The following is a 19,996-nucleotide window of genomic DNA, read 5'->3' as shown; positions in this document are numbered from 1 at the left end:
TGATGCGCGGGCGGCACACTGGAGCCGATTCGTGCGGGACGGGTCTTCCCGACATCGTTCCAATGTCTATATGGCCAGTTTCCTTCCCGGGTTCGACAAGGCAGGCATGAGCCGCTAAGGGCGAGTCCGATCAGATTCTTCGAGGCTTTTTAGAACGTCATGGCTTCACGCGCCGACAACATCGCCAGCACGCTCAGCCTGGCCAATTTCTCCAAGGCCACCGAGCTGAAGAACCGCATCTGGTTCACCATCGGCGCGCTCATCGTGTTCCGCTTTTTGAGCTTCGTGCCGCTGCCGGGTGTGAACCCGGTCGCGCTGCGCGATCTCTATCTGCAGACGCAGGGCGGCATCCTTGACCTGTTCAACACGTTCTCGGGCGGTTCGCTTTCGCGCATGAGCCTGATCGCGCTCGGCGTGATGCCGTACATCACCGCCTCGATCGTGGTGCAGCTGGCCGCCTCTCTCCACCCGGCGCTCGTCGCGCTGAAGAAGGAAGGCGAAGCCGGACGCAAGAAGCTCAACCAGTACACGCGCTACGGCACCGTGCTGCTGTGCATCGTGCAGGGCTACGCGATCGCCACCGGTCTCGAGGCGCTTTCGACCTCGCGCGGTCTTGGCGCCGTGGTCGATCCCGGCATCCCGTTCCGCGTCGGCGCGGTGATCTCGCTGATCGGCGGCACCATGTTCCTGCTGTGGCTGGGTGAGCAGATCACCTCGCGCGGGATCGGCAACGGCGTCTCGCTCATCATCATGGCGGGTATCGTCGCGCAGATGCCGACGTTCGCCAGCAACCTGGGCTCGGCCTACTCGGCGGGCGACACCGGTTCGATCCTCATCATCGCGCTGATCGCGCTGGTGGTGGCGATGATCCTGATGATCTGCTTCATGGAACGCGCCACGCGCCGCCTGCTGATCCAGTATCCCAAGCGCGCCACCCAGCGCGGCATGATGCAGGCCGACCGCAGCCACCTGCCGCTCAAGCTCAACACCGCCGGCGTGATCCCGCCGATCTTCGCCAGTTCGCTGCTGCTGCTGCCGCTGACGATCAGCCAGTTCGCCGGCAAGTCGCTGACGCCGGATTCGACGATGGGCAAGATCGTGGTCTCGCTCAACCAGTACTTGGGCCACGGCAAGCCGCTCTACATGCTGCTCTACGCGGCGGGCATCATTTTCTTCTGCTTCTTCTACACCGCAGTCGTCTTCAATCCGGAAGAGACCTCGGACAACCTGAAGAAGAACGGCGGCTTCATTCCGGGTATCCGTCCCGGCAAGAACACTGCGGTCTATCTCGACTACGTCCTGACGCGCATCACCGTGATCGGTGCGGCCTACCTGGTCATCGTCTGCACGGTGCCTGAGTACTTCCTGTCGATGACGGGCTTGCCGCTGCTGTTCATGGGTGGCACGAGTCTGCTGATCGTCGTCAACGTGACCGTGGATACGATCACGCAGATTCAGTCGCACCTGCTGGCGCACCAGTACGGCGACCTCATCAAGAAGGCCAAGCTGAAGGGCCGCATGCGCTGAGGCGCGTGCCGATAACGTAAAACCGAGGGGGATTCAGGGCGTGAACATTATCCTGCTGGGACCGCCGGGGGCGGGCAAGGGAACCCAGGCGCAGCGTCTCGTCGACAAGCATGGCATGCGCCAGTTGTCGACCGGCGACATGCTGCGCGCCGCAGTCAAGGCGGGGACGCCGACCGGGCTCGAAGCCAAGGCGGTCATGGAGCGTGGCGAGCTGGTGTCGGACGCGATCGTCTCGGCGCTGATCGGGGACGAACTCGACGCGATGGGCGTGGATACCGGCGCCATCTTCGACGGCTATCCGCGCACCGAAGCGCAGGCGGAATCGCTTGACGGCATTCTGGAAGCGCGCGGTCGCAAGCTCGATCACGTGATCGAACTGGAAGTGAACGAGGATGCTCTGGTCGAGCGCATCACCGGCCGCTTCACCTGCGCCACTTGCGGCAAGGGCTACCACGACACCTTCGAGAAGCCTAAGGTCGAAGGCACTTGCGACAAGTGCGGCGGGCACGAGTTCAAGCGCCGCCCGGATGACAACGCCGAGACCGTGCGCACCCGCATGGCCGAATACCGCGCCAAGACCGCGCCGATCCTGCCCGTCTACGAAGCGCGCGGTATCGTCGCCAAAGTCGACGGCATGGCTGACATGGACGAGGTGACGGCGGCGATCGAGGCAATCCTCGCGGGCTGATCCTGTTCCAGAGTGAACCGAACAATGAAACCCGGAAGTGCCTCAGGTCGCTTCCGGGTTTTTCATTTTGTCGTCGAAGTGCGCGACAGGGATGACGGGCTTCATGCGATCTGGCATGGACGGTTTCGCGACATTGACGGGGCCTTCACGGCCGGGCAGGGGCAGCTTTATGAAGTCTTTCGCATTTGCGCTGGCGGCGGCCGGCATGGCGCTCGTTCCTTCGGCGGCAAGCGCGAGCGTCGCGCAAGTCGAGGCCAACGGCTTCGTCGTGCGCCATGTCGCGCAAGTCCCGGCGACGCCCGAGGAAACCTGGGCAGTGCTGGTGAAGCCTTCGGTCTGGTGGGACTCCGATCACACCTGGTCCGGCGATGCCGCGAACCTCACGCTCGATGCGCGGGCGGGCGGCTGCTTCTGCGAAGTGCTGCCCAACGAAAGCTCGCCCAAGGCAACGCCGCGCGGCAGCGTCGAGCACATGCGGGTGATCTACGTGGAGCGCGGCCGCGCCCTGCGTATGAGCGGGGCGCTCGGCCCGCTGCAGTCGGACGCGGCGATCGGCACGCTTACCGTGCAGCTCAAGCCGGACGGGAAGGGCGGTACGCAGGTCCTGCTCGAATACGTCGTGGGCGGTTTCACCCGCACCCCGTTCGAGAAACTGGCGCCTGCGGTGGATGGCATGCTCGGCGGACAGCTCCAGCGCCTGACGGAGAAGCTGGGCGGCGCCTTCGCGGCGGCCTTCCCGAAGATCGAGACGGACGTTGCCGACCCGCCTGTCGAGGCGCCTGCAGCGGCGGATCCTGCGGTCGGGCTCGACATCGTGCCGCTTTCGAGCAAGCCGATGACCAGTGACGGGCCGCTCGTCGGACGCTAGGTCCGATGCGTGCGGTGCCGCCATGGGACAGGGCCGGGTGCTACGCACTTTGACTGGCCTCGCGATTTGCGTTAAACAGTCCTCACAGGCGCGACATCCGCCCCGTCGATCAGGCGGAGGGCGGCGCCCGGTCGATGCCGCAGGCGTTGACGCGGAACGTTGACTCTGCGCGCGAATCGTTTTAAGCGCCCCCTTCACTCGTCAGTAAACGGCAGTCCGGAAGGCCCATACCGCGTGTCCAAAGCACCCGCGTGTAACCGCCAACCGGGCCTTTTGCCATTTCACTTCCCCGAGTGTTTTCGCGATGAGATGGAGGTGCGCGCTCGCACCTCTGTGGAGCAGGAGAATTAAGTGGCTCGTATTGCAGGGGTAAATCTCCCCACCAACAAGCGCGTTATCATCGCGCTGACGTATATCCACGGCATCGGCCGTACCAAGGCGCTCGAGATCGCCGACAAGCTCGGTATCGATCACACCCGCCGTATCCAGGATCTCTCGGACGCCGAAGTGCTCCAGATCCGTGAGACCATCGACGCCGACCACACGGTCGAGGGTGACCTTCGTCGCGAGACCGCGATGAACATCAAGCGCCTGATGGACCTCGCCTGCTACCGCGGCCTGCGTCACCGCAAGGGTCTGCCGGTTCGTGGCCAGCGCACGCACACCAATGCGCGCACCCGCAAGGGCAAGGCCAAGCCGATCGCCGGCAAGAAGAAGTAAGCCGAGGGAGCCGTTAAGGCTTTCGGTTTCCCGCAGCGATAATTCGACAGGATATACGATATGGCACGCGAACCTCAGCGCATTAAGCGCCGCGAGCGCAAGAACATCACGAGCGGCATCGCCCACGTGAATGCTAGCTTCAACAACACCATGGTGACCATCACCGACGCCCAGGGCAACGCGATTTCGTGGTCCTCCGCCGGCATGATGGGCTTCAAGGGCAGCCGCAAGTCGACCCCGTACGCCGCTCAGGTGGCCGCGGACGACGCCGGCAAGAAGGCCGCCGAGCACGGCGTCCGCACCCTCGAAGTCGAAGTCAAGGGCCCGGGTTCGGGCCGCGAGAGCGCCCTGCGCGCCCTGGCTGCCGTGGGCTTCACGATTACCTCGATCCGCGACGTCACGCCGATTCCGCATAACGGCGTGCGTCCCTCGAAGCGCCGCCGCGTCTGATCGAGCTAATGCGGGCGGTGACCGGTCACCGCCCGTCTTCGGAACGTCCCGGGCCTCTCCACCAGGCCTTCGGGACGCAACCGCCATCACTCCCAGGGGAAGTCCATGACTGTCAACATCAAGAACTGGCAGGAACTCAAGAAGCCGAACAGCCTTGAGATCAAGCCGGGACCAGACCCCAAGCTGAAGGCGACCTTCGTCGCCGAACCTCTCGAGCGCGGCTTCGGCCTGACGCTCGGCAACGCGCTGCGTCGCGTGCTGCTCTCTTCCCTCCAGGGCGCGGCGATCACCTCGATCAAGATCGAGAACGTGCTCCACGAATTCTCGTCGCTCGCAGGCGTGCGTGAAGACGTCACGGACATCGTCCTGAACGTCAAGCAGATCGCGCTCAAGATGCAGGGCGATGGTCCGAAGCGCCTCCAGCTTTCGGCAACCGGTCCGGCCGCCGTCACCGCCGGCGACATCGCCGTCACCGGTGACATCGAGGTCATGAACAAGGACCTCGTGATCTGCCACCTCGACGATGGTGCGACGCTCAACATGGAGCTGACCGCCGACTCGGGCAAGGGTTACGTCCCCGCCGTGTCGAACCGTCCGGTCGACGCGCCGATTGGTCTGATCCCGGTCGACTCGCTCTACTCGCCGGTTCGCCAGGTGAGCTACAAGGTCGAGAACGCCCGCATCGGCCAGGAGCTGGACTTCGACAAGCTCAACCTGACGGTCGAGACCGACGGCACCGTGACCCCGGAAGATGCCGTGGCTTATGCCGCGCGCATCCTGCAGGACCAGCTGGCGCTGTTCGTCCACTTCGAAGACATCGCCCCGGTTGGCGCCTCGCCGATGATCGGCGTGGCTGTCGGCGGCGCGGCGGCTTCGGAAGAGAGCGACACCAACCAGCTCAACCGTTACCTTCTCAAGAAGGTGGACGAGCTGGAACTGTCGGTCCGTTCGGCCAACTGCCTCAAGAACGACAACATCATCTACATCGGCGATCTGGTCCAGAAGACCGAAGCCGAGATGCTGCGCACGCCGAACTTCGGCCGCAAGTCGCTCAACGAGATCAAGGAAGTGCTTTCCTCGATGGGTCTGCGCCTCGGCATGGACATCCCGGGCTGGCCGCCCGAGAACATCGAAGAGATGGCCAAGAAGCTCGAGCAGGAACTGCTCGGCTGATTGGACCTTCGGGTTTCGAAATGAAGAGGGCCTCGCGGGTGACTGCGGGGCCTTTTTCTTTGCTTGTAAGGGCGATCGCGGCATAGACTTCAAACCATGCCAGACATTGATATGATCGTTAGGCGGCTTCAAAGGCGGTCCCTTGTCGTCAGCGCCTGCATTCTGGGGCTGGTCCTAACCGCATGTGCGGTGACGGGCGCGTCGCTGTTACAGCCCATGCTATTGGTGGCGCTGGGACTTCCGATTTGGGACAGGATTTGGTGGCATCGCAAGCGGGATCTCGCGATGCTGGTATCAGTCGAGGAATGTCTTGTTTGGGAGGCTGAGGAGGAAGCCCGTTCGATCTTCACAAACAAATATGTCGCGATGATCGCGAACTTGTTTCTTGTCGCAATGGCCGTTGATTACATCGTCGGTGGGTGGCGCGAAGGACAGGTGAATTCAATAGGGCTGCTTGTCGGCAATGATACGTTTCGGATGGCGGATAGCCCGGTAAGCTATTGGTTCTGGATGGGGGCGGCTTTGCTGTTCGCCGTCAATCTCATCCGAATGGCAGCATTGGAATTGAGGGCGAGAACCGGTGATGTCAGGCCGAGTTTCGATGGCTATTGGCTTCAATGTGATGGAATGACCTTCAAGCCTTGACTCCCGCCCCGTTTTCGTATTGAGGGCGCGCTTCACAAATACGTGAACAGGCTTTGGGCGATGGTCTAACCGCATCGCCCGGCAGGCAGTACCTTGAACGGCTGCCTGACGAACGGAGTAAAGAATATGCGTCACAAGATGGGCGGCCGCAAGCTGCAGCGCAAGTCCGGCCACCGCGCGGCCCTGCTGCGCAACCTGGCCGCAGCGCTGATCAAGCACGAGCAGATCCAGACCACCACGCCGAAGGCGAAGGAACTGCGTCCCTACATCGAGAAGCTGATCACGCTCGCGAAGAAGGGCGGCCTTTCGAACCGTCGTCTCGCGCACGCGCGCATTCTCGACGAAGCGCAGGAAAAGAAGCTGTTCGAAGTCCTCGCCGAGCGTTTTGCCGGTCGCGAGGGTGGCTACACCCGCATCATCAAGGCCGGTTACCGCGCTTCGGACGCCGCTCCGATCGCGATTATCGAACTGGTCGACCGCGACGTCGATGCCAAGGGCCAGGACTCCGGCCCGGTGCACACCGACGCCGAGGAATTCGCCGAGGCGTAAGCCACTCGGCGTCCCTGACGGGATAGAGAAGCGGTCGCGGACTTCGGTTCGCGGCCGCTTTTTCATGCGTGCTTTCCCCGGCGCGGCGATGTGCTAGAAAACAGGCTCAAAAACAGGGTCGGGAGGATGTGTGAAGATTAGCGGGCTGCAGGTGTTGGCGGCGCTCTTGCTGTCGGGGGCGGCGACGCCCATCTGGGCAGGGCCTATGTCCGACATCAGCTATCCACAGACCCGCCGCGACACTGTCGTAGAGACCCAGTTCGGCGAGGCCATCGCCGATCCCTATCGCTGGCTCGAGGATGACGTAAGACATTCCTCCGAGGTCGCCGACTGGGTGAGCCGTGAGAACGCCGTCACCGAAGACTATCTGACCGCACTCCCCCAGCGCGCGCAGTTCCAGCGCCGCATCCGCGCCTTCATGGACTACGAGCGCTTCGGTATCCCGGTGAAGGCGGGCGGCAGCTACTTCTACACCCGTAACACCGGCCTGCAGAACCAGGCGCAGTTGTTCGTACGCAAGGGGCTGGACGGCAAGCCGCGCCTGCTGCTCGATCCCAACGCCTGGGCGAAGGACGGGGCGACGGCACTCGATTCCTGGGAGCCCTCGCAGAAGGGGCGCTACCTGCTGTATAGCGTTCAGGACGGCGGCAGCGACTGGCGCATCCTGCGCGTGATCGACGTCAAGACCGGCGAGCCGCTGCAGGACGAGGTGCGCTGGGCCAAGTTCACGGGCCTCTCATGGGTGGGCGAGGAAGGCTTCCTCTATTCGCGCTTCCCGGAGCCGAAGGAAGGCGCGGCGTTCCAGTCGCTGAACTACAACCAGGCCGTGTATTTCCACCGCATCGGCACGGCTCAGGACGCGGACGAACTGGTCTATGCGACGCCCGACGCGCCCGATCTGGGGCATGTGGCGGACGTGACGCAGGACGGGCGCCTGGCGCTCATCACCAGTCATGTCGGCACCGATGCGCGCTACGAAGTGCGGGTGATCGATCTCGACAAGCGCAAGCGCGACGGATGGAAGGCAGTGCCGCTCGTCTCCGGTTTCACCGATGACTGGAAGCTGGTCGAAGGTGCCGGGCGCAAGTTGTGGTACGTGACCAACCGGGACGCGCCGCGCTATCGGCTCGTCGGCATCGATCTCGATGCACCCAAGGCCGAGTGGACCGAGATCGTCGCCGAGCGCGAGGATATTCTGGAGCGCGCGGGGATCGTCGGGGACCGGCTCGTCCTCAACTACATGCGCGATGCGGCGAGCCATGCGGAAATCCTGGCGCTCGACGGCAGTGTCGGCAAGACGCTGTCGCTGAACGGCATCGGCACCGCTTCGGGCTTTCGCGGGAAGCCGGGCGACCCGGAGACGTTCTACGCCTTCACCAGCTTCAACTGTCCGGCCTCTATCTACCGGATGGACCTGGCGACCGGGGTGACGACGCCCTTCGCGACGCCGAAGATGTGCTACGATCCGGGTGCCTACGTGGTCGAGCAGCGCTTCTTCCCGTCGAAGGACGGCACCCGCGTGCCGATGTTCATCGTGCGCAGTCGTGCGGTGGCCAAAACGAAGCAGCCGGTGCCGACGCTGCTCTATGGATATGGCGGCTTCGACGTTTCGCTGACCCCCGGCTTCTCGGCGACGCGCATGGCGTGGCTGGAGGCGGGCGGGGCCTTCGCGCTGGCGAACTTGCGCGGCGGCGGCGAGTACGGGCGCGAGTGGCACGATGCGGGGCGGCGGCAGAACAAGCAGAACGTCTTCGACGACTTCATCGCGGCGGGCGAGTTCCTCGTAAACGAGGGCATCGCGAAGAAGGACGGCCTTGCCATTCAGGGCGGCTCCAACGGCGGGTTGCTGGTGGGTGCGGTGGTCAACCAGCGGCCGGACCTGTTCGCGGCGGCGGTCGCGCAAGTGGGCGTCATGGACATGCTGCGCTTCGACCGCTTCACGGCCGGGCGTTACTGGACCGACGACTATGGGAGGCCGGACCGGGAAGACGACTTCAAGGTCCTGCGCGCCTATTCGCCCTACCACAACATTCGCGAGGGTGCGCAGTATCCGGCGATCCTGGTTACTACGGCAGACACCGACGACCGCGTGGTGCCCGGGCACTCGTTCAAGTACACGGCGGCGCTGCAGCACGCGAACCTCGGGGCCAGGCCGCGTCTCATCCGCATCGAGACCCGCGCCGGACACGGCTCGGGAAAGCCCACGGACAAGGCGATCGAGGAGGGTGCGGACATCCTCGCCTTCGTCGCGCAGTGGACGGGGCTGCGCCTTCCGGCCGAAGCCAGTGTCGCTCAGGCCGGAGAGCCGACCGCCGCGACGCCGTGAAGCGGTTCATGCATAGGACAGCATGAGCGGCGTACGTTCCGTGACTTGGGCGGCGCGGACCGTGCGCGCCGGATAGGGTTTCTCCCGATGAAGATGTTGCGTTCGCGTGCCGCCGTATCCCTTGCCGCGCTCGCGGTGCTTTGCGTTACCGCCACGCCGGTTCTGGCACACGGCCGGGACGAGTGGAGGGGCCATCGCCATTATCGCGGCGGCGGCATCGATGGCGGGGACCTTCTGGCCGGGCTGCTGGTCGTCGGCGGGGTTGCCGCGATCGCTTCTGCCGTCAGCAAGAACAGCGCCGACAAGCGTGGCGGCGAGCCCGCGCCCTATCGCTATCCGGGCGGCCCGGAAGCGGGGGACGATGCGGACTATGGCGCGCCGCCGGCCGACAATGGCGATACCGCGCCATATCCGGGCGGCCCGGTGAGCGGCCGCGACTATTCGAACGAGCCTGCCGGGGCCGGATCGCTGGGCGGCGCGGTCGACGCCTGTTCTGCGGAACTCGAGCGCGGTGACAAGCGCGTCGAATCGGTGGACTCGGTGCGGCGCATGGGCGAGCGCTACAGCGTCGAGGGGCGCCTGCAGGACGGCCGCCCGTTTGCCTGCAGCGTCGATGGCTCGGGGCACATTCGCTCGGTGGCTGTCGATGGGCATGGCATGATCTGAGCCGAAACGCCCGCGCGGTATCGACGCGCGCGGGCGTTGCGCTTCAGACAGTTTTCCGGAATATCGACTCCTGATTTGAAATGGCGAACTGCTTGAGCGGTTGCCAGTGGTCGTGCCCGGCGCCTTTCGTGTCGGCACGGCCGAGAGGAGAGCCGGGAACGTGAACACCGAGGCCGCCGCCGACACCGTTGCAGACCTTCCGGGGGATGCACAGACGTTCCCCAGCCTCATTCGGGCTGTCGCTGCCGCCTATGGCGATGCCGTCGCGGTGACGCTGGAGGAAGGCGAGGAGACGGTGGCCTGCGCCACTTATCGCGAGCTTGAGGCGCGTTCGGCCATGCTGGCGCGCGGGTTGCTGGCGCGCGGGATCGGCAAGGGGGCGCGGGTCGGCTTCATTCACGGCAACGGACCGGAATTCGCGGTGATGCTGGCGGCGGTGAGCAGGATCGGCGCCGTCGCAGTGCCGATCAGCACGATGATCCGCGCCAACGAACTGGTCCGCGTGCTGCGCCAGTCGGATGTGCAGGGGCTCATCCTCCAGCGCACCATGCTGGGCAAGGACTATGCCGAGCGCGTGCTGGAGGCGCTCCCCGAACTGGACGGGCAGGAGAGCGGCGCGCTGCGGCTTGGCAGGGCGCCGTACTTGCGCTGGATCGCCTCGGACGGAGAGGGATTGCCTCCCAGCATCACACCGCTCGACTGGCTGGCCGGGGCCGCCGCGACGGTAGGCGAAGACCTGCTGCGCGAGGTCGAATCCGAAGTCCATCCGACCGACCAGATGGTCGAGATCTACACCTCCGGCTCGATGGCGCTGCCCAAGGGCGTGCGCCATGCCCATGGCCCCGTCTGCTTCCGCAGCCATACGATGCGCGAGATGATGGGGCATGTGCCCGGGAAGCGCGTGGCCTGCATCCTGCCGATGTTCTGGGTCGGCGGCATGATGATGTACCTCGTGCCGGGGCTGGAAGCGGGGGCGACCGTCGTGTGCACCGAGCGCACGCTTTCCAACAGCCGCTTCGCGATGGGCTCGGTGCTGGCGGAGGAAGATCTTGCGGCCATGCGCGGACCGAAGCCGTGGTGGGGCCTCGGCATGAGCGAGACGCTGGGGCCTTACTCGTGGGGCGATGACTTCCGCGCGCCGGGACGGCCGGTCTGTGCGCCGATGGACCATTTCGGGCCGGGCTACGAAATCCGTATCGCAGATGCCGAAAACCGCCCGGTCGCGGCGGGCGAGGCGGGGGAGATGCAGGTGCGCGGCTATCCCGTCGCCAGCGGCCTCCACAAGATCGAGCGGGCGGAGCACTACACACCCGACGGTTACTATCGCACCGGCGACATGTGCGTGATGGAGGACCGCCCGGAAGGACGGCGCATTCATTTTGTCGGGCGCGGGGGGGACATGATCAAGGTGTCTGGTTCCAACGTCTCCCCGGCCGAAGTGGAGATGGAACTGCAGTCGCTGGACGGAGTGCACACCGCTTACGTGGTCGGCCTGCCGGACCGCGAGCGCGGCGCGCTGCTGGTCGCGGCGGTGATTGCGCGCGACGGGCTGGAACTCGATTTCGCCGTGATCGAGGCGGAATTGCGTCGGCGTCTCTCCAGCTACAAGGTGCCGCGTGCCTATGTTCCGCTGGAACGCGAGGAGATACCGCTCCTCCATTCCAACAAGGTGGCCCGGCGCGCGTTGGCGCGGATGATGGAGGACCGGCTCGGGCGCGGCTGAAGTTCGCTTTAATGAACAGGCGTGCCTATTGACGAACCGTGCCGATTGCCAATAGGCCCGAACGGTTCGAAATATCGAAAGCAGCCATGTCGCGTTCCTCTCCCGGTGTCGCCCGCGTCGCGGCCATCCTCAACTTCATCGCCGACCATCCCGGGCAGGCGTTCGCTCTGACCGATCTGGTGCGGGCATTGAAGTTGAGCCGCGCGACCTGCCATGCGCTGCTGACCGGCCTCGTCGATGTCGGCTACCTCTATCGCACGACCGACAAGACTTACGTGCTCGGCCCCGCGCTGGCGGCGATCGGGCGCACGGCGGCGGCGCATTTTTCGCCGCTGCAGGTCGCGCAGCCCGAGATGCGCAGCCTGGCCGACGAATTCGACGTGGTCTGCGGGGCCTACTTCCTCGAAGGCGACGTGATCCATCTGCGGGAACGCGCGGCCTCACTCAGCCATATCGGCTATCCGGTGCCGCTGGGCACGCGCATGCCGCTGCGCTGGATTCAGGCGATGACCTTCTTCGCCCGTTCCGCGCGGGACGCCGATGCATGGGTATCTCGGGCCGATCCGCCGCTCGGTGAGGAGAATCTCGGCCAGTTCCGCGCAGGGCTCGAGTTCGTGCGCGCGCACGGCTACCTCGCGCTATTGCGCCGTCCAGGCAGCGAAGAGGAACTCGGCGTGCGCTCGGGCACCGAGGACCCGCCGGTGGTGCCGCTCGTCGAGGTCGACGGGCAGCGGGTCTATCCGCTCGTGGCGCTGATGGCGCCGATCTACGACAGCCGCAACCGGGTGGTGATGGCGCTGGTCATGGCCGGCTTCCACGGCGCCATGAACGGCACGGCGCTGTCCGAGGCCGGTGCCCGCCTGGCCCATGCTTGCGAGCGCATCTCCGGCTTCCTGGCCGGCGGCGGCGAGAGCGACTGACTTCGCGGTAACGGGCTTGCCCCGGGACCGCTGGCCGTGAACGGCCCGCCTGTCGCTTCGATGCCTTCCGCATGAACTGCAGCTAAAGACCGCCACCGGTCCCGGATCGAATCCGGGGCGACGGCAATCCCGCCCGGGCGAGGCGCGCCTTGCTTGACCGCGCGCGCTTGCCAGCATATCAATTATCGCGAAAATAAATTCGCGATACCGAACTATCGATATGCGCTATCGAAATTCAGGCATCGCCGGGTGGGAGAGAGCCTGTGTCTGACGTGATCGTTGCCCCCGAAACGCGGGATCTTGCCGAACTGGCCGGACGCCTCGAACATTGGCTCGGCGGTTGCTTGCCGCGCGCCACCGGCATCGCCGTCACCGATCTCGCCTATCCGCGCGGTGCCGGGCAGAGCCATGAGACGGTGCTGTTCGATGCACACTGGACCGAGGGTGGGCAGCCGCGCACGCAAGGCTGCGTGGTCCGGATCAAGCCGCGCACCTTTACCGTCTTCCCGGACAACCTGTTCGACGAGCAGCACGCGATCATGAAGCTGCTGTCGGACGAAGGACTTGTCCGCGTCGCCAGGCCGCTGTGGTTCGAGGAGGACCCGTCGATCCTCGGCAATCCGTTCTTCGTGATGGAGAAGAAGCAGGGCCGCGTGCCCGTGTCGATCCCGCCTTATGGGCGCGAGGGCTGGCTGCACGACGCTGCGCCACAGCAGCGGCGCAGCGTGTGGCGCAGCGCGGTCGAGCAACTCGCGGCGATCCAGCGCGTGCCGGTGGCGAGCGCGGGGTTCCTCGGCGGCAAAGGCGCGGCGGCGCGGGGGTTGGCGCAGGAGTGGGACAAGTACCAGCGCTTCACCGCCTGGCTTGAGGAGACCGCGCCGCAGCCGGTGCTGCGCGATGCGCTGGCAAGGCTGGAGAGCGCATGGCCTGCCCACGATCCCGAGGGGATCGTCTGGGGCGACGCGCGCATCGGCAACATGATGTTCGACGACGACTTCCACGTCGTCGCGGTGATGGACTGGGAACAGCCCTCGCTCGGCGGCGCTCTGCACGATCTCGCCTGGTTCTGCACGTTGTCCGAGACGATGCACGGCCGCAATTCGACGTACGGTGCGTATCTCGAAGGCATGGGCACGCGGGAGGAGACGATCGCGCTGTGGGAAGAGATCAGCGGCAAGTCTGCGGCGGGCCTCGAATGGTACGAGGATTTCACCCAGTTCAAGATGACCTGCACCGGCGTGCGCCTCAGCCAGCTGCGCGGCACTGCAGGAATGGATGAAGCGGCGATGCGGCGGCGGTTGAAGGTGGCCTAATCATCCTCGCCCGGATGGAGCGGCAGGCCCAGCGACCAATGGATCGCCGCGCCGCGTAGCCCGAAGCCGGCGATCACGGCGATCGCCCAGGTCATCGCCGGGGACAGGCCCGCGGCGATGCCTGCTGCAGCGACCCCGGAGGCGAGCGCGGCTGCCGTCACGTAAAGTTCGGGCCGCATCAGGATCGAGGGCTGGCCCGCCAGCACGTCGCGCACGATGCCGCCAATGCAGCCGGTGATCACCCCCATCAGCATCGCGGGGACCGGCGGGACGCCCCAATGCAGCGCCTTGATCGTGCCGAACACGGCATAGACCGCTAGGCCCAGCGCGTCTGCCCACTCCAGAATATGCCCGCGCCACCAGCGGACCGGCGTGAACCACGCGAGCAGCGCTACGGCGAGACACACCGGCGCCACCAGCGGGTCGTGGACCCAGAACACCGGCGCTCCGATGAGCAGGTCGCGCAGGGAACCGCCGCCGACCCCGGTGATCAGCGCGAAGAAGGCCACGGTCACGAAAGTCTGGCGCAGCTGCGCGGCGGCGAGGGCACCCGTCAGCGCGAAGACCGCGATGCCGACAAGGTCGAGCGCAGGGGGCAGGGCGGGGGAAGGCGGGATCATGCCCCGGCTCCTAGCACGCAGTGCGCCGCTTGACCCAATCGGATTTTACGATACACAAAGGATCATAAAAGCACGGGAGCGAGATGCGTGTCCTACGAGAAGGCCGACTGGTACACCGACATTGCGCTGGTGGACGATCCGCATGCCTACTTCGACTATCTGCGTGCGCAGGGGCCTGTCGTGCGGCTCCCGCATCGCGGCGCGGTGGCCGTCGTGGGTTATGAGGAGGTCGTCCAGGTGTCGCTCGACACCGAACATTTCTCGGAGATCAACGGCGTCACCGGCGGCATGGTCGACCTGCCGTTCGTGCCGGAGGGCGACGATATCGGCGACGAGCTGGAGGCCCATCGCAGCAAGATCGCCTTCGCCGACCAGATAGTCTGCGAACAGGGCACGCGCCACGCGAACTTGCGCTCGATTCTCTCGCGCCTGTTCACGCCCAGCCGGCTGAAGCAGTTGCAGCCCCGGCTTGCGGCCACGGCGGAGGGGCTGATCGACGAGTTCCACGGCGACGGGCAGGTCGATATCGTGCGCCAGTACGGCGGGCCTTACGGCGCGCTGGTGATCTCCGACCTGCTGGGCTTGTCCGAGGCCACGCGCGCTCGTTTTCGCAAGTTGCTGGAAGGGGCGATCCCCGTGCCGATGGATGCCACGCACGAGGAGATGATGAAGAACCCGCTGGTCCCGGTGGGCAAGGAACTGTTTGGCCTCATCGCGCGGCGACGGATTGCCGGTCATCCGCTGATGCGGCCTTTTCGCACCTTGCTGGCGCGGGAGGACATTCTGGGGGAACTGGCGAAGGCCACGTATCCGGATGGCTCGAAGCCTTCGCTCGTCGACGTGACGGGGCTGGCGGCGTTCCTGTTCGGCGCGGGGCAGGACACCACCAACCGCCTTCTGGCGAACGGTTTCAAGGTGATCGCCACACGCCCCGACATCCAGACCGAACTGCGCCGCGATCCCGCGCGCATTCCCGACTTCGTCGAGGAACTGCTGCGCTACGACGGCTCGGTCAAGAGCGCGGGGCGGCTCTGCCGCAAGACCACGACGCTGGGCGGGGTCGAGATCAAGGCGGGCACGCCCATCCTTATGAGCCACATGGCCGCCAACCGCGATCCGGCGCGCTTTCCCGATCCTTCACGGTTCGATATGGACCGGCCCCGGATCAAGGAGCACCTTGCCTTCGGACGCGGCGCGCATACCTGCATCGGCGCGCCGCTGGCCCGGCGCGAGGTGGCGGTCAGCATAGAGCGGCTGCTCGCGCGCATGGGCGAGATCCGACTGTCGGAGGAACACCACGGCCCCGAGAGCGCGCGCCGGTTCGAATACGAGCCGACGTATGTGCTGCGCGCTCTGAAGTCGCTGTACCTCGAATTCGATCCGCTGTGACCATTCCTCCCCGAGCTTGTCTCGGGGAGGATAGGCTAAATCCGCATCACCACACGGCCGAACGGATGCCCCTCGGCAACGAAGCGGTGCGCCGCCACGGCTTCGGCGAGGCCGAATTCCCGCTCGATCGGCATCGCCAGTTCGCCTGCATGGACTTTCGCCAACAGGTCCGCCAGCAGGGCGTGGACGCGCGGGGTGTGCATGTCGCGGCCGAAGGAGATGCCGGTGACCTGCATCGCCTTGCGGATCAGTTCGAAGAACCCGAAGCTGGGCAACGTCCCTTCCGCCGCGCCGACCACGGCATAGCGGCCGTGCCCGCGCAGCGCCTCTACCAGAGCATCCTTGCCCGCCCCGCCGGCAAGATCCAGCGCAAGGTCGATGCCCTTGCGCGCGGTGATCTCCTTGCACCGCGCGGCGATGTCCTCGCGCCGATAGTCGATGCCGTGCGTCAGGCCGAAAGGTTCCACCCGGGCAAGGCGTTCAGGGCTGGAGGCCGTGCCGATCACCGTAGCGCCCGCCTGCGAGGCGAGTTGCACGGCGGCGAGGCCCACTCCGCCCGCCGCGCCCTGGACCAGCACCGTCTCGCCTGCGACCAGTCCGCCGTAGGTGAACAGCGCATCGTAGGCTGTCCCGAAGGCGATCGGCACCACCGCCGCGAGGGCAAGGTCCATCCCCTCGGGCACCGGATAGGCGTAAGTTTCGGGCACCGCGAAGAGTTCGGCATGGCTGCCGCTCCAGTTGAAGCCGACCACCCGGTCTCCGACGGCGAAGCGCGTCACTTCCGCGCCCACCGCCGCCACCGTTCCCGCCGCCTGGTAACCGGGGACGAAAGGCGTGTGCGCAGGCGGCGTGTGGATTCGGTTGAGCAGGTCGCCGCCCTCGATCGAGATGACGTTGACCCGGATGAGGACGGTTCGCGGGCCGACTTCCGGATCCGGCTGCTCCCCGAAGTGCATGACCTCGGGGCCGCCGTTCTCGTTGTACCAGACTGCCTTCATCGCGCTCTCCCGTGCGTTTGTCGTCGCCTAGTGCCAGCCCGGCGCCCTGCCGCGCATCTGGTCAATCGGAGAGGGCGTGCAGGTTCATGGCGTGAAGCGCAAGTAAGCCATCACGCGCGAACCGTAATGCCGATCGGTCCAGCGCGAGAGCGGATCGACCTCGTCCTTCCCGATCGAAGTGCCGGAATAGCGCAGCCCCGCAGCGAAGTTGGCGTCCGTGTACTCGGCGCCGACATGGTGGTCGAGGTAGTCGCCGCCCGGTCGCAGGCGGGCCGCGCGCGGATCGCCGTTGGAGGAACCGCTGGTGTGGCCGACACCGCCGTAGAGCGTCACCGGCGTGCCCGGTATGCTGGCCGAAAGCTGCGCGTCGAGGGTGAGGTTGCTGCCGCCGATGGCATCCTGCGAGGGCGCGAACGCGGCGCTCAGAACCAGCTGCGCCGGGCCGAGCGTGCGCGCGATCTCGCCGGTCAGCTCGGCATAGCTGGTGCCCGCGCGGCCGACGAAGACATTGCCACGCACCCCGGCGGACAGGTCCCACCCCCCGCTGCGCAAAGCGTAGCGCGGCGCCAGGGTCAGACCGATATCCGCGCCGCCGTGCCGTGCGCTGCCGCGCAAGGTCACGGCATCGAGGTCTATTCCGAGATCGTAGGTGACCGGCACCGAGGCAGAGACGCCGAGCGCGGCCTTGCCGTCGCTTCCGCTCAGGCCCCGTTCGCGGTGATCGGTTTCGGCCTCGAAGGATACGGTGGAACCTGCCGATTGCGCGTTGGCATCAGCAAAGACGAGGCCGCCGCATACCGCGACGGCCATACCGAGAAAATATCGCATCCGATTGATCTAGCAATCTTTCCTGGCAGTGTCCGTCAGTTCGCGGCGAAGTGATGCGCGGCGTCGATAGCAGCGAGGGCGTGCTCGCGGTCGGCGCTCGCCGCTTCGGCTAGGTGTGCGGTGATGGCGGGGGTCTTGTCATCCACGAGCCGGGCCAGTTGGGCGTCGCGGCTACGGCAGTCGCCGGGCAACTGGCGGGTGAAGGTCTCCTTGCCGGGCAGCGCTGCGGTCAGGGCGTGTCCGCCGTCGGCGATGACACGCTCGACCGAGACGGTCGCGGTCATGACGCAGCGCTGGGTGCTCTGGCGGGCGGGCGGAGCGATACCGATCGTGCGCATGCTGGTTTCGACACGGGCGCGGTAGTCCACGCTGTAAGTGCTCCCACGGTGATCGACGGAGACGCTGTGTACGGGCGCGGCGGTGGCGGCGAGAGCGCCAATGAAACCGAAAGCGGCGAGCAGGCTCATGTTTCCTCCCAAGACGTGCCTAAATATTAGGCAATAATGCACAATCCTTGTGCAAATGGAGGTAGGTGGCAAATGCTGCCGGCTTGTTGCCGAACCGTGATGATGTCTGTTCAGCGTGTCACGGTGATCGACGCCGTGCCGTCCGCCCAGACCGGCAGGTAGAGCCCCCGCCCCGCCGCCTGGATGCGGCCGGTGCGGGTGCGGGTTACCTCGGCGCGGATGACGAGGTCGCCTTCGCGCTTGTCCTCGATGGCGCGGCCGATCTTGCCCAGGAGTTTGCCGTAATCCTTCTCGAAATTCTGCGCCAGCGCGCCCGCGATCGTCGCGCTCATGCCCGGCGTGTTGGCGAGGCGCAGGATCAGGTCGCCGCCGCGCATGTCGGTGGTGCCGCTGACCTCGAAATCCTCGAAGCCGATCCGGCGCGAATCCTCGGCATTGACGGGCACGCCGGTCATCCAGACGGTGCCTTTGGTTGCACCGAGCTTGCCCGCCTCGTCACGCGCGGTGAAATCGAGGCCGACGGCGATGCGTCCGCCGGTGATGCCGTAGATCGTGGCCTTGTGGAAATCGGTACGCACCGGGCCGACGCCGGGCACGGTGAAGGGGCGTGTGGAGCGCTTGCGCAGCGCCTTCATCAGCACCGGTTCGAGTTCATGGTAATCGGCGACGACCGGGATGAAGAAGGCGAGGCGACCGGCCTGTGCTTGCAACGGCTTGACCGGCGGCAGCGGGGTCGGCGCGGGATCTTCGGGACGCCGACCGACGAAGGTTTCGGTCACCGCCTTCACGCCGAGGCGCAGCAGCATACGTTTGCCGTCGAGTTCGTAGCCGCCGTACTGCAGTTCGGTGGGTTTCACGCGCATCCACACCGGCGGGTTCTCGCGGTTGAGCGACAGGGTGGTGAAGGCCGAGTTCCATGCCTGCTCGACCTGGCGGCGCAGTTGCAGGCGGCCGAGCTGGCCGGGCAATTCGCGCTCCAGCTTGGCGATCACCGGCGCCAGCTTGCGGTCGGCCTTTTCGGTGAAGTCGATGCGCTGGCCGAGGAACTCCGCATGCGGCGAGTTGGTCCAGTCGTAGCGGATGTCCACGGTGCCGCGCGGCGTCCAGTCGTCGGCGAGGGTGATGCGCACGGTGGCTTCCGCCACGGCGTCGGCGGTTGCGGTCTCGCGCTTGAGCATGCCGCCGATGTCCTCGGCGCGCAGGACGGCGTGGAGCGGCATCGTCAGGCGGATTTCCTTGCCGCGCCCGGCGAAAGTCATCGGGCCGCGGGTCACCTCCCCGACGATCCGGCACTTGAGCGCCGGGGTCTTGAGGGTGGTGATGCCGAGATCGACTTGCTTCGACTTCACGCAAGTCTGGCCGGGCTTGTCGATGGTCCAGAGGGTGCGGGGTATCTCCCGGTCGAGCGCGGCGGCGAGTTCGGTGAGGTCCGCCGTGACCGGGACGGTGATCAGCGAGGCCTGCGGTTCGATCCGGATTTCGTCGTGGGCGCGGGGCGGAGGCTGGAAGCGTTCGCGCTTGCAGGCGGTGAGTGCGAGGGTGCCCGCCAGAACCGGCAGGATAATGCGCAAGGTCATGCGTGGAACGCCCCGTGGAACCATAGTCGCGGTGAAATTCGCGAGCGGCTGGCGGGTTCCAATTCAGGTTATCGTTGGCAGGTGCTTACGATTGCGGCGACGGCGGTTTCAGGTGTGCGCAGTACCTCGCGGGCGGGGATGCGGATGATGGCGATGCCGTGTTCGCACAGCCAGGCGTCGCGATGGAGGTCATGCTCGGGGTTCTCGCCCATGTCGTGGATCATGCCGTCGATTTCGATGCCGGTCTTTGCGGAGGGGCAGTAGAAATCGAGCACGTAAGGGCCGATTGGATGCTGGCGGCGGAACTTCAGACCCATTGGGGAGCGGCGCAAGTGTTGCCAGAGGATTACCTCGGGCGGGGTCATGGTGCGGCGGAGTTTGCGCGCGCGACGGATCGTCTGGATTGGCGGCATGCTGTCCCCCTCCACCACCGACTGCGTCGGCGGTCCCCCTCCCCATTGCTTCGCAACAGGGAGGATAGGAAGTTAGAATGCCTTAATCCTCCCTGTCCCGCAGGGATGGGGAGGGGGACCGCCCGCACAGCGGGTG

General features: G+C 65.9%; 21 protein-coding genes. 14 read left to right on the top strand and 7 right to left on the bottom strand.

Going from position 1 to position 19,996, the window contains the following annotated elements; translation table 11 throughout:
• Positions 1–159 precede the first annotated feature (159 nt).
• On the top strand, positions 160–1,527 hold the full coding sequence (secY, locus tag HWN72_RS12035) for a preprotein translocase subunit SecY (protein ID WP_008831159.1): 1,368 nt from the start codon (positions 160–162) through the stop codon (positions 1,525–1,527).
• 40 nt (positions 1,528–1,567) lie between these two features.
• Complete coding sequence (locus HWN72_RS12030) at positions 1,568–2,215, top strand: adenylate kinase (protein WP_008831160.1); 648 nt, start codon at positions 1,568–1,570, stop codon at positions 2,213–2,215.
• Between the two features lie 42 nt (positions 2,216–2,257).
• Here the strand turns inward: HWN72_RS12030 and HWN72_RS12025 are convergent, their stop codons facing one another.
• A complete protein-coding gene (locus HWN72_RS12025) occupies positions 2,258–2,422 on the bottom strand; it encodes a hypothetical protein (RefSeq protein WP_172705106.1) in 165 nt (54 codons plus the stop codon).
• Here HWN72_RS12025 and HWN72_RS12020 point away from each other — a divergent pair.
• From HWN72_RS12020 to HWN72_RS11970, 11 genes are all read left to right on the top strand, one after another.
• Positions 2,421–3,083 (top strand): SRPBCC family protein, encoded by a 663-nt coding sequence (locus tag HWN72_RS12020; RefSeq protein WP_008831161.1) that lies wholly within the window; start codon positions 2,421–2,423, stop codon positions 3,081–3,083. The genes HWN72_RS12025 and HWN72_RS12020 overlap by 2 nt on opposite strands.
• 351 nt (positions 3,084–3,434) lie before the next feature.
• Positions 3,435–3,803 (top strand): 30S ribosomal protein S13, encoded by a 369-nt coding sequence (gene rpsM, locus HWN72_RS12015; RefSeq protein WP_008831162.1) that lies wholly within the window; start codon positions 3,435–3,437, stop codon positions 3,801–3,803.
• 60 nt (positions 3,804–3,863) lie between these two features.
• A complete protein-coding gene (gene rpsK, locus HWN72_RS12010) occupies positions 3,864–4,253 on the top strand; it encodes a 30S ribosomal protein S11 (protein ID WP_008831163.1) in 390 nt (129 codons plus the stop codon).
• A gap of 105 nt (positions 4,254–4,358) precedes the next feature.
• A complete protein-coding gene (locus tag HWN72_RS12005) occupies positions 4,359–5,426 on the top strand; it encodes a DNA-directed RNA polymerase subunit alpha (RefSeq protein ID WP_036527247.1) in 1,068 nt (355 codons plus the stop codon).
• A 96-nt stretch (positions 5,427–5,522) separates the two neighbouring features.
• Positions 5,523–6,071, top strand: a complete 549-nt coding sequence (locus HWN72_RS12000) for a hypothetical protein (protein WP_211150376.1) — start codon at positions 5,523–5,525, stop codon at positions 6,069–6,071.
• A 126-nt stretch (positions 6,072–6,197) separates the two neighbouring features.
• Positions 6,198–6,620 (top strand): 50S ribosomal protein L17, encoded by a 423-nt coding sequence (gene rplQ, locus HWN72_RS11995; RefSeq protein WP_036527248.1) that lies wholly within the window; start codon positions 6,198–6,200, stop codon positions 6,618–6,620.
• Between the two features lie 205 nt (positions 6,621–6,825).
• Complete coding sequence (locus HWN72_RS11990) at positions 6,826–8,946, top strand: prolyl oligopeptidase family protein (protein ID WP_248005976.1); 2,121 nt, start codon at positions 6,826–6,828, stop codon at positions 8,944–8,946.
• Positions 8,947–9,033: 87 nt separating this feature from the next.
• A complete protein-coding gene (locus HWN72_RS11985) occupies positions 9,034–9,612 on the top strand; it encodes a hypothetical protein (protein WP_211150374.1) in 579 nt (192 codons plus the stop codon).
• Positions 9,613–9,772: 160 nt separating this feature from the next.
• On the top strand, positions 9,773–11,335 hold the full coding sequence (locus HWN72_RS11980) for a class I adenylate-forming enzyme family protein (RefSeq protein WP_211150373.1): 1,563 nt from the start codon (positions 9,773–9,775) through the stop codon (positions 11,333–11,335).
• Positions 11,336–11,421: 86 nt separating this feature from the next.
• Positions 11,422–12,255, top strand: a complete 834-nt coding sequence (locus tag HWN72_RS11975) for an IclR family transcriptional regulator (RefSeq protein ID WP_008832939.1) — start codon at positions 11,422–11,424, stop codon at positions 12,253–12,255.
• A 263-nt stretch (positions 12,256–12,518) separates the two neighbouring features.
• On the top strand, positions 12,519–13,568 hold the full coding sequence (locus tag HWN72_RS11970; RefSeq protein ID WP_289357398.1) for a phosphotransferase family protein: 1,050 nt from the start codon (positions 12,519–12,521) through the stop codon (positions 13,566–13,568).
• Here the strand turns inward: HWN72_RS11970 and HWN72_RS11965 are convergent.
• Entirely contained in the window at positions 13,565–14,188 is a 624-nt protein-coding gene (locus HWN72_RS11965; protein WP_008833602.1) for a trimeric intracellular cation channel family protein, read from the bottom strand. The genes HWN72_RS11970 and HWN72_RS11965 overlap by 4 nt on opposite strands.
• An 87-nt stretch (positions 14,189–14,275) precedes the next feature.
• Here HWN72_RS11965 and HWN72_RS11960 point away from each other — a divergent pair, with 87 nt between their 5' ends.
• Positions 14,276–15,577: a cytochrome P450 gene (locus tag HWN72_RS11960; RefSeq protein WP_211150372.1), complete on the top strand. Its 1,302-nt coding sequence runs from the start codon at positions 14,276–14,278 to the stop codon at positions 15,575–15,577.
• A 35-nt stretch (positions 15,578–15,612) separates the two neighbouring features.
• On the opposite strand, the gene HWN72_RS11955 is transcribed toward HWN72_RS11960, so the two are convergent.
• From HWN72_RS11955 to HWN72_RS11935, 5 genes are all read right to left on the bottom strand, one after another.
• A complete protein-coding gene (locus HWN72_RS11955) occupies positions 15,613–16,575 on the bottom strand; it encodes a zinc-binding alcohol dehydrogenase family protein (protein WP_036527255.1) in 963 nt (320 codons plus the stop codon).
• An 84-nt stretch (positions 16,576–16,659) separates the two neighbouring features.
• Positions 16,660–17,385 (bottom strand): TorF family putative porin, encoded by a 726-nt coding sequence (locus HWN72_RS11950; RefSeq protein ID WP_069708160.1) that lies wholly within the window; start codon positions 17,383–17,385, stop codon positions 16,660–16,662.
• 53 nt (positions 17,386–17,438) lie between these two features.
• On the bottom strand, positions 17,439–17,870 hold the full coding sequence (locus HWN72_RS11945; protein ID WP_008833598.1) for a hypothetical protein: 432 nt from the start codon (positions 17,868–17,870) through the stop codon (positions 17,439–17,441).
• A gap of 110 nt (positions 17,871–17,980) precedes the next feature.
• Positions 17,981–19,447 (bottom strand): DUF4403 family protein, encoded by a 1,467-nt coding sequence (locus HWN72_RS11940; protein ID WP_211150371.1) that lies wholly within the window; start codon positions 19,445–19,447, stop codon positions 17,981–17,983.
• Positions 19,448–19,515: 68 nt separating this feature from the next.
• Entirely contained in the window at positions 19,516–19,860 is a 345-nt protein-coding gene (locus tag HWN72_RS11935; RefSeq protein ID WP_008833596.1) for an endonuclease domain-containing protein, read from the bottom strand.
• Positions 19,861–19,996 lie beyond the last annotated feature (136 nt).

Source organism: Novosphingobium sp. HR1a (assembly GCF_015594425.1).
GTDB lineage: Bacteria > Pseudomonadota > Alphaproteobacteria > Sphingomonadales > Sphingomonadaceae > Novosphingobium > Novosphingobium resinovorum_A.
Note: the sequence above shows the minus strand (reverse complement) of the source record. Positions and strands in the feature narration are given on the sequence as shown.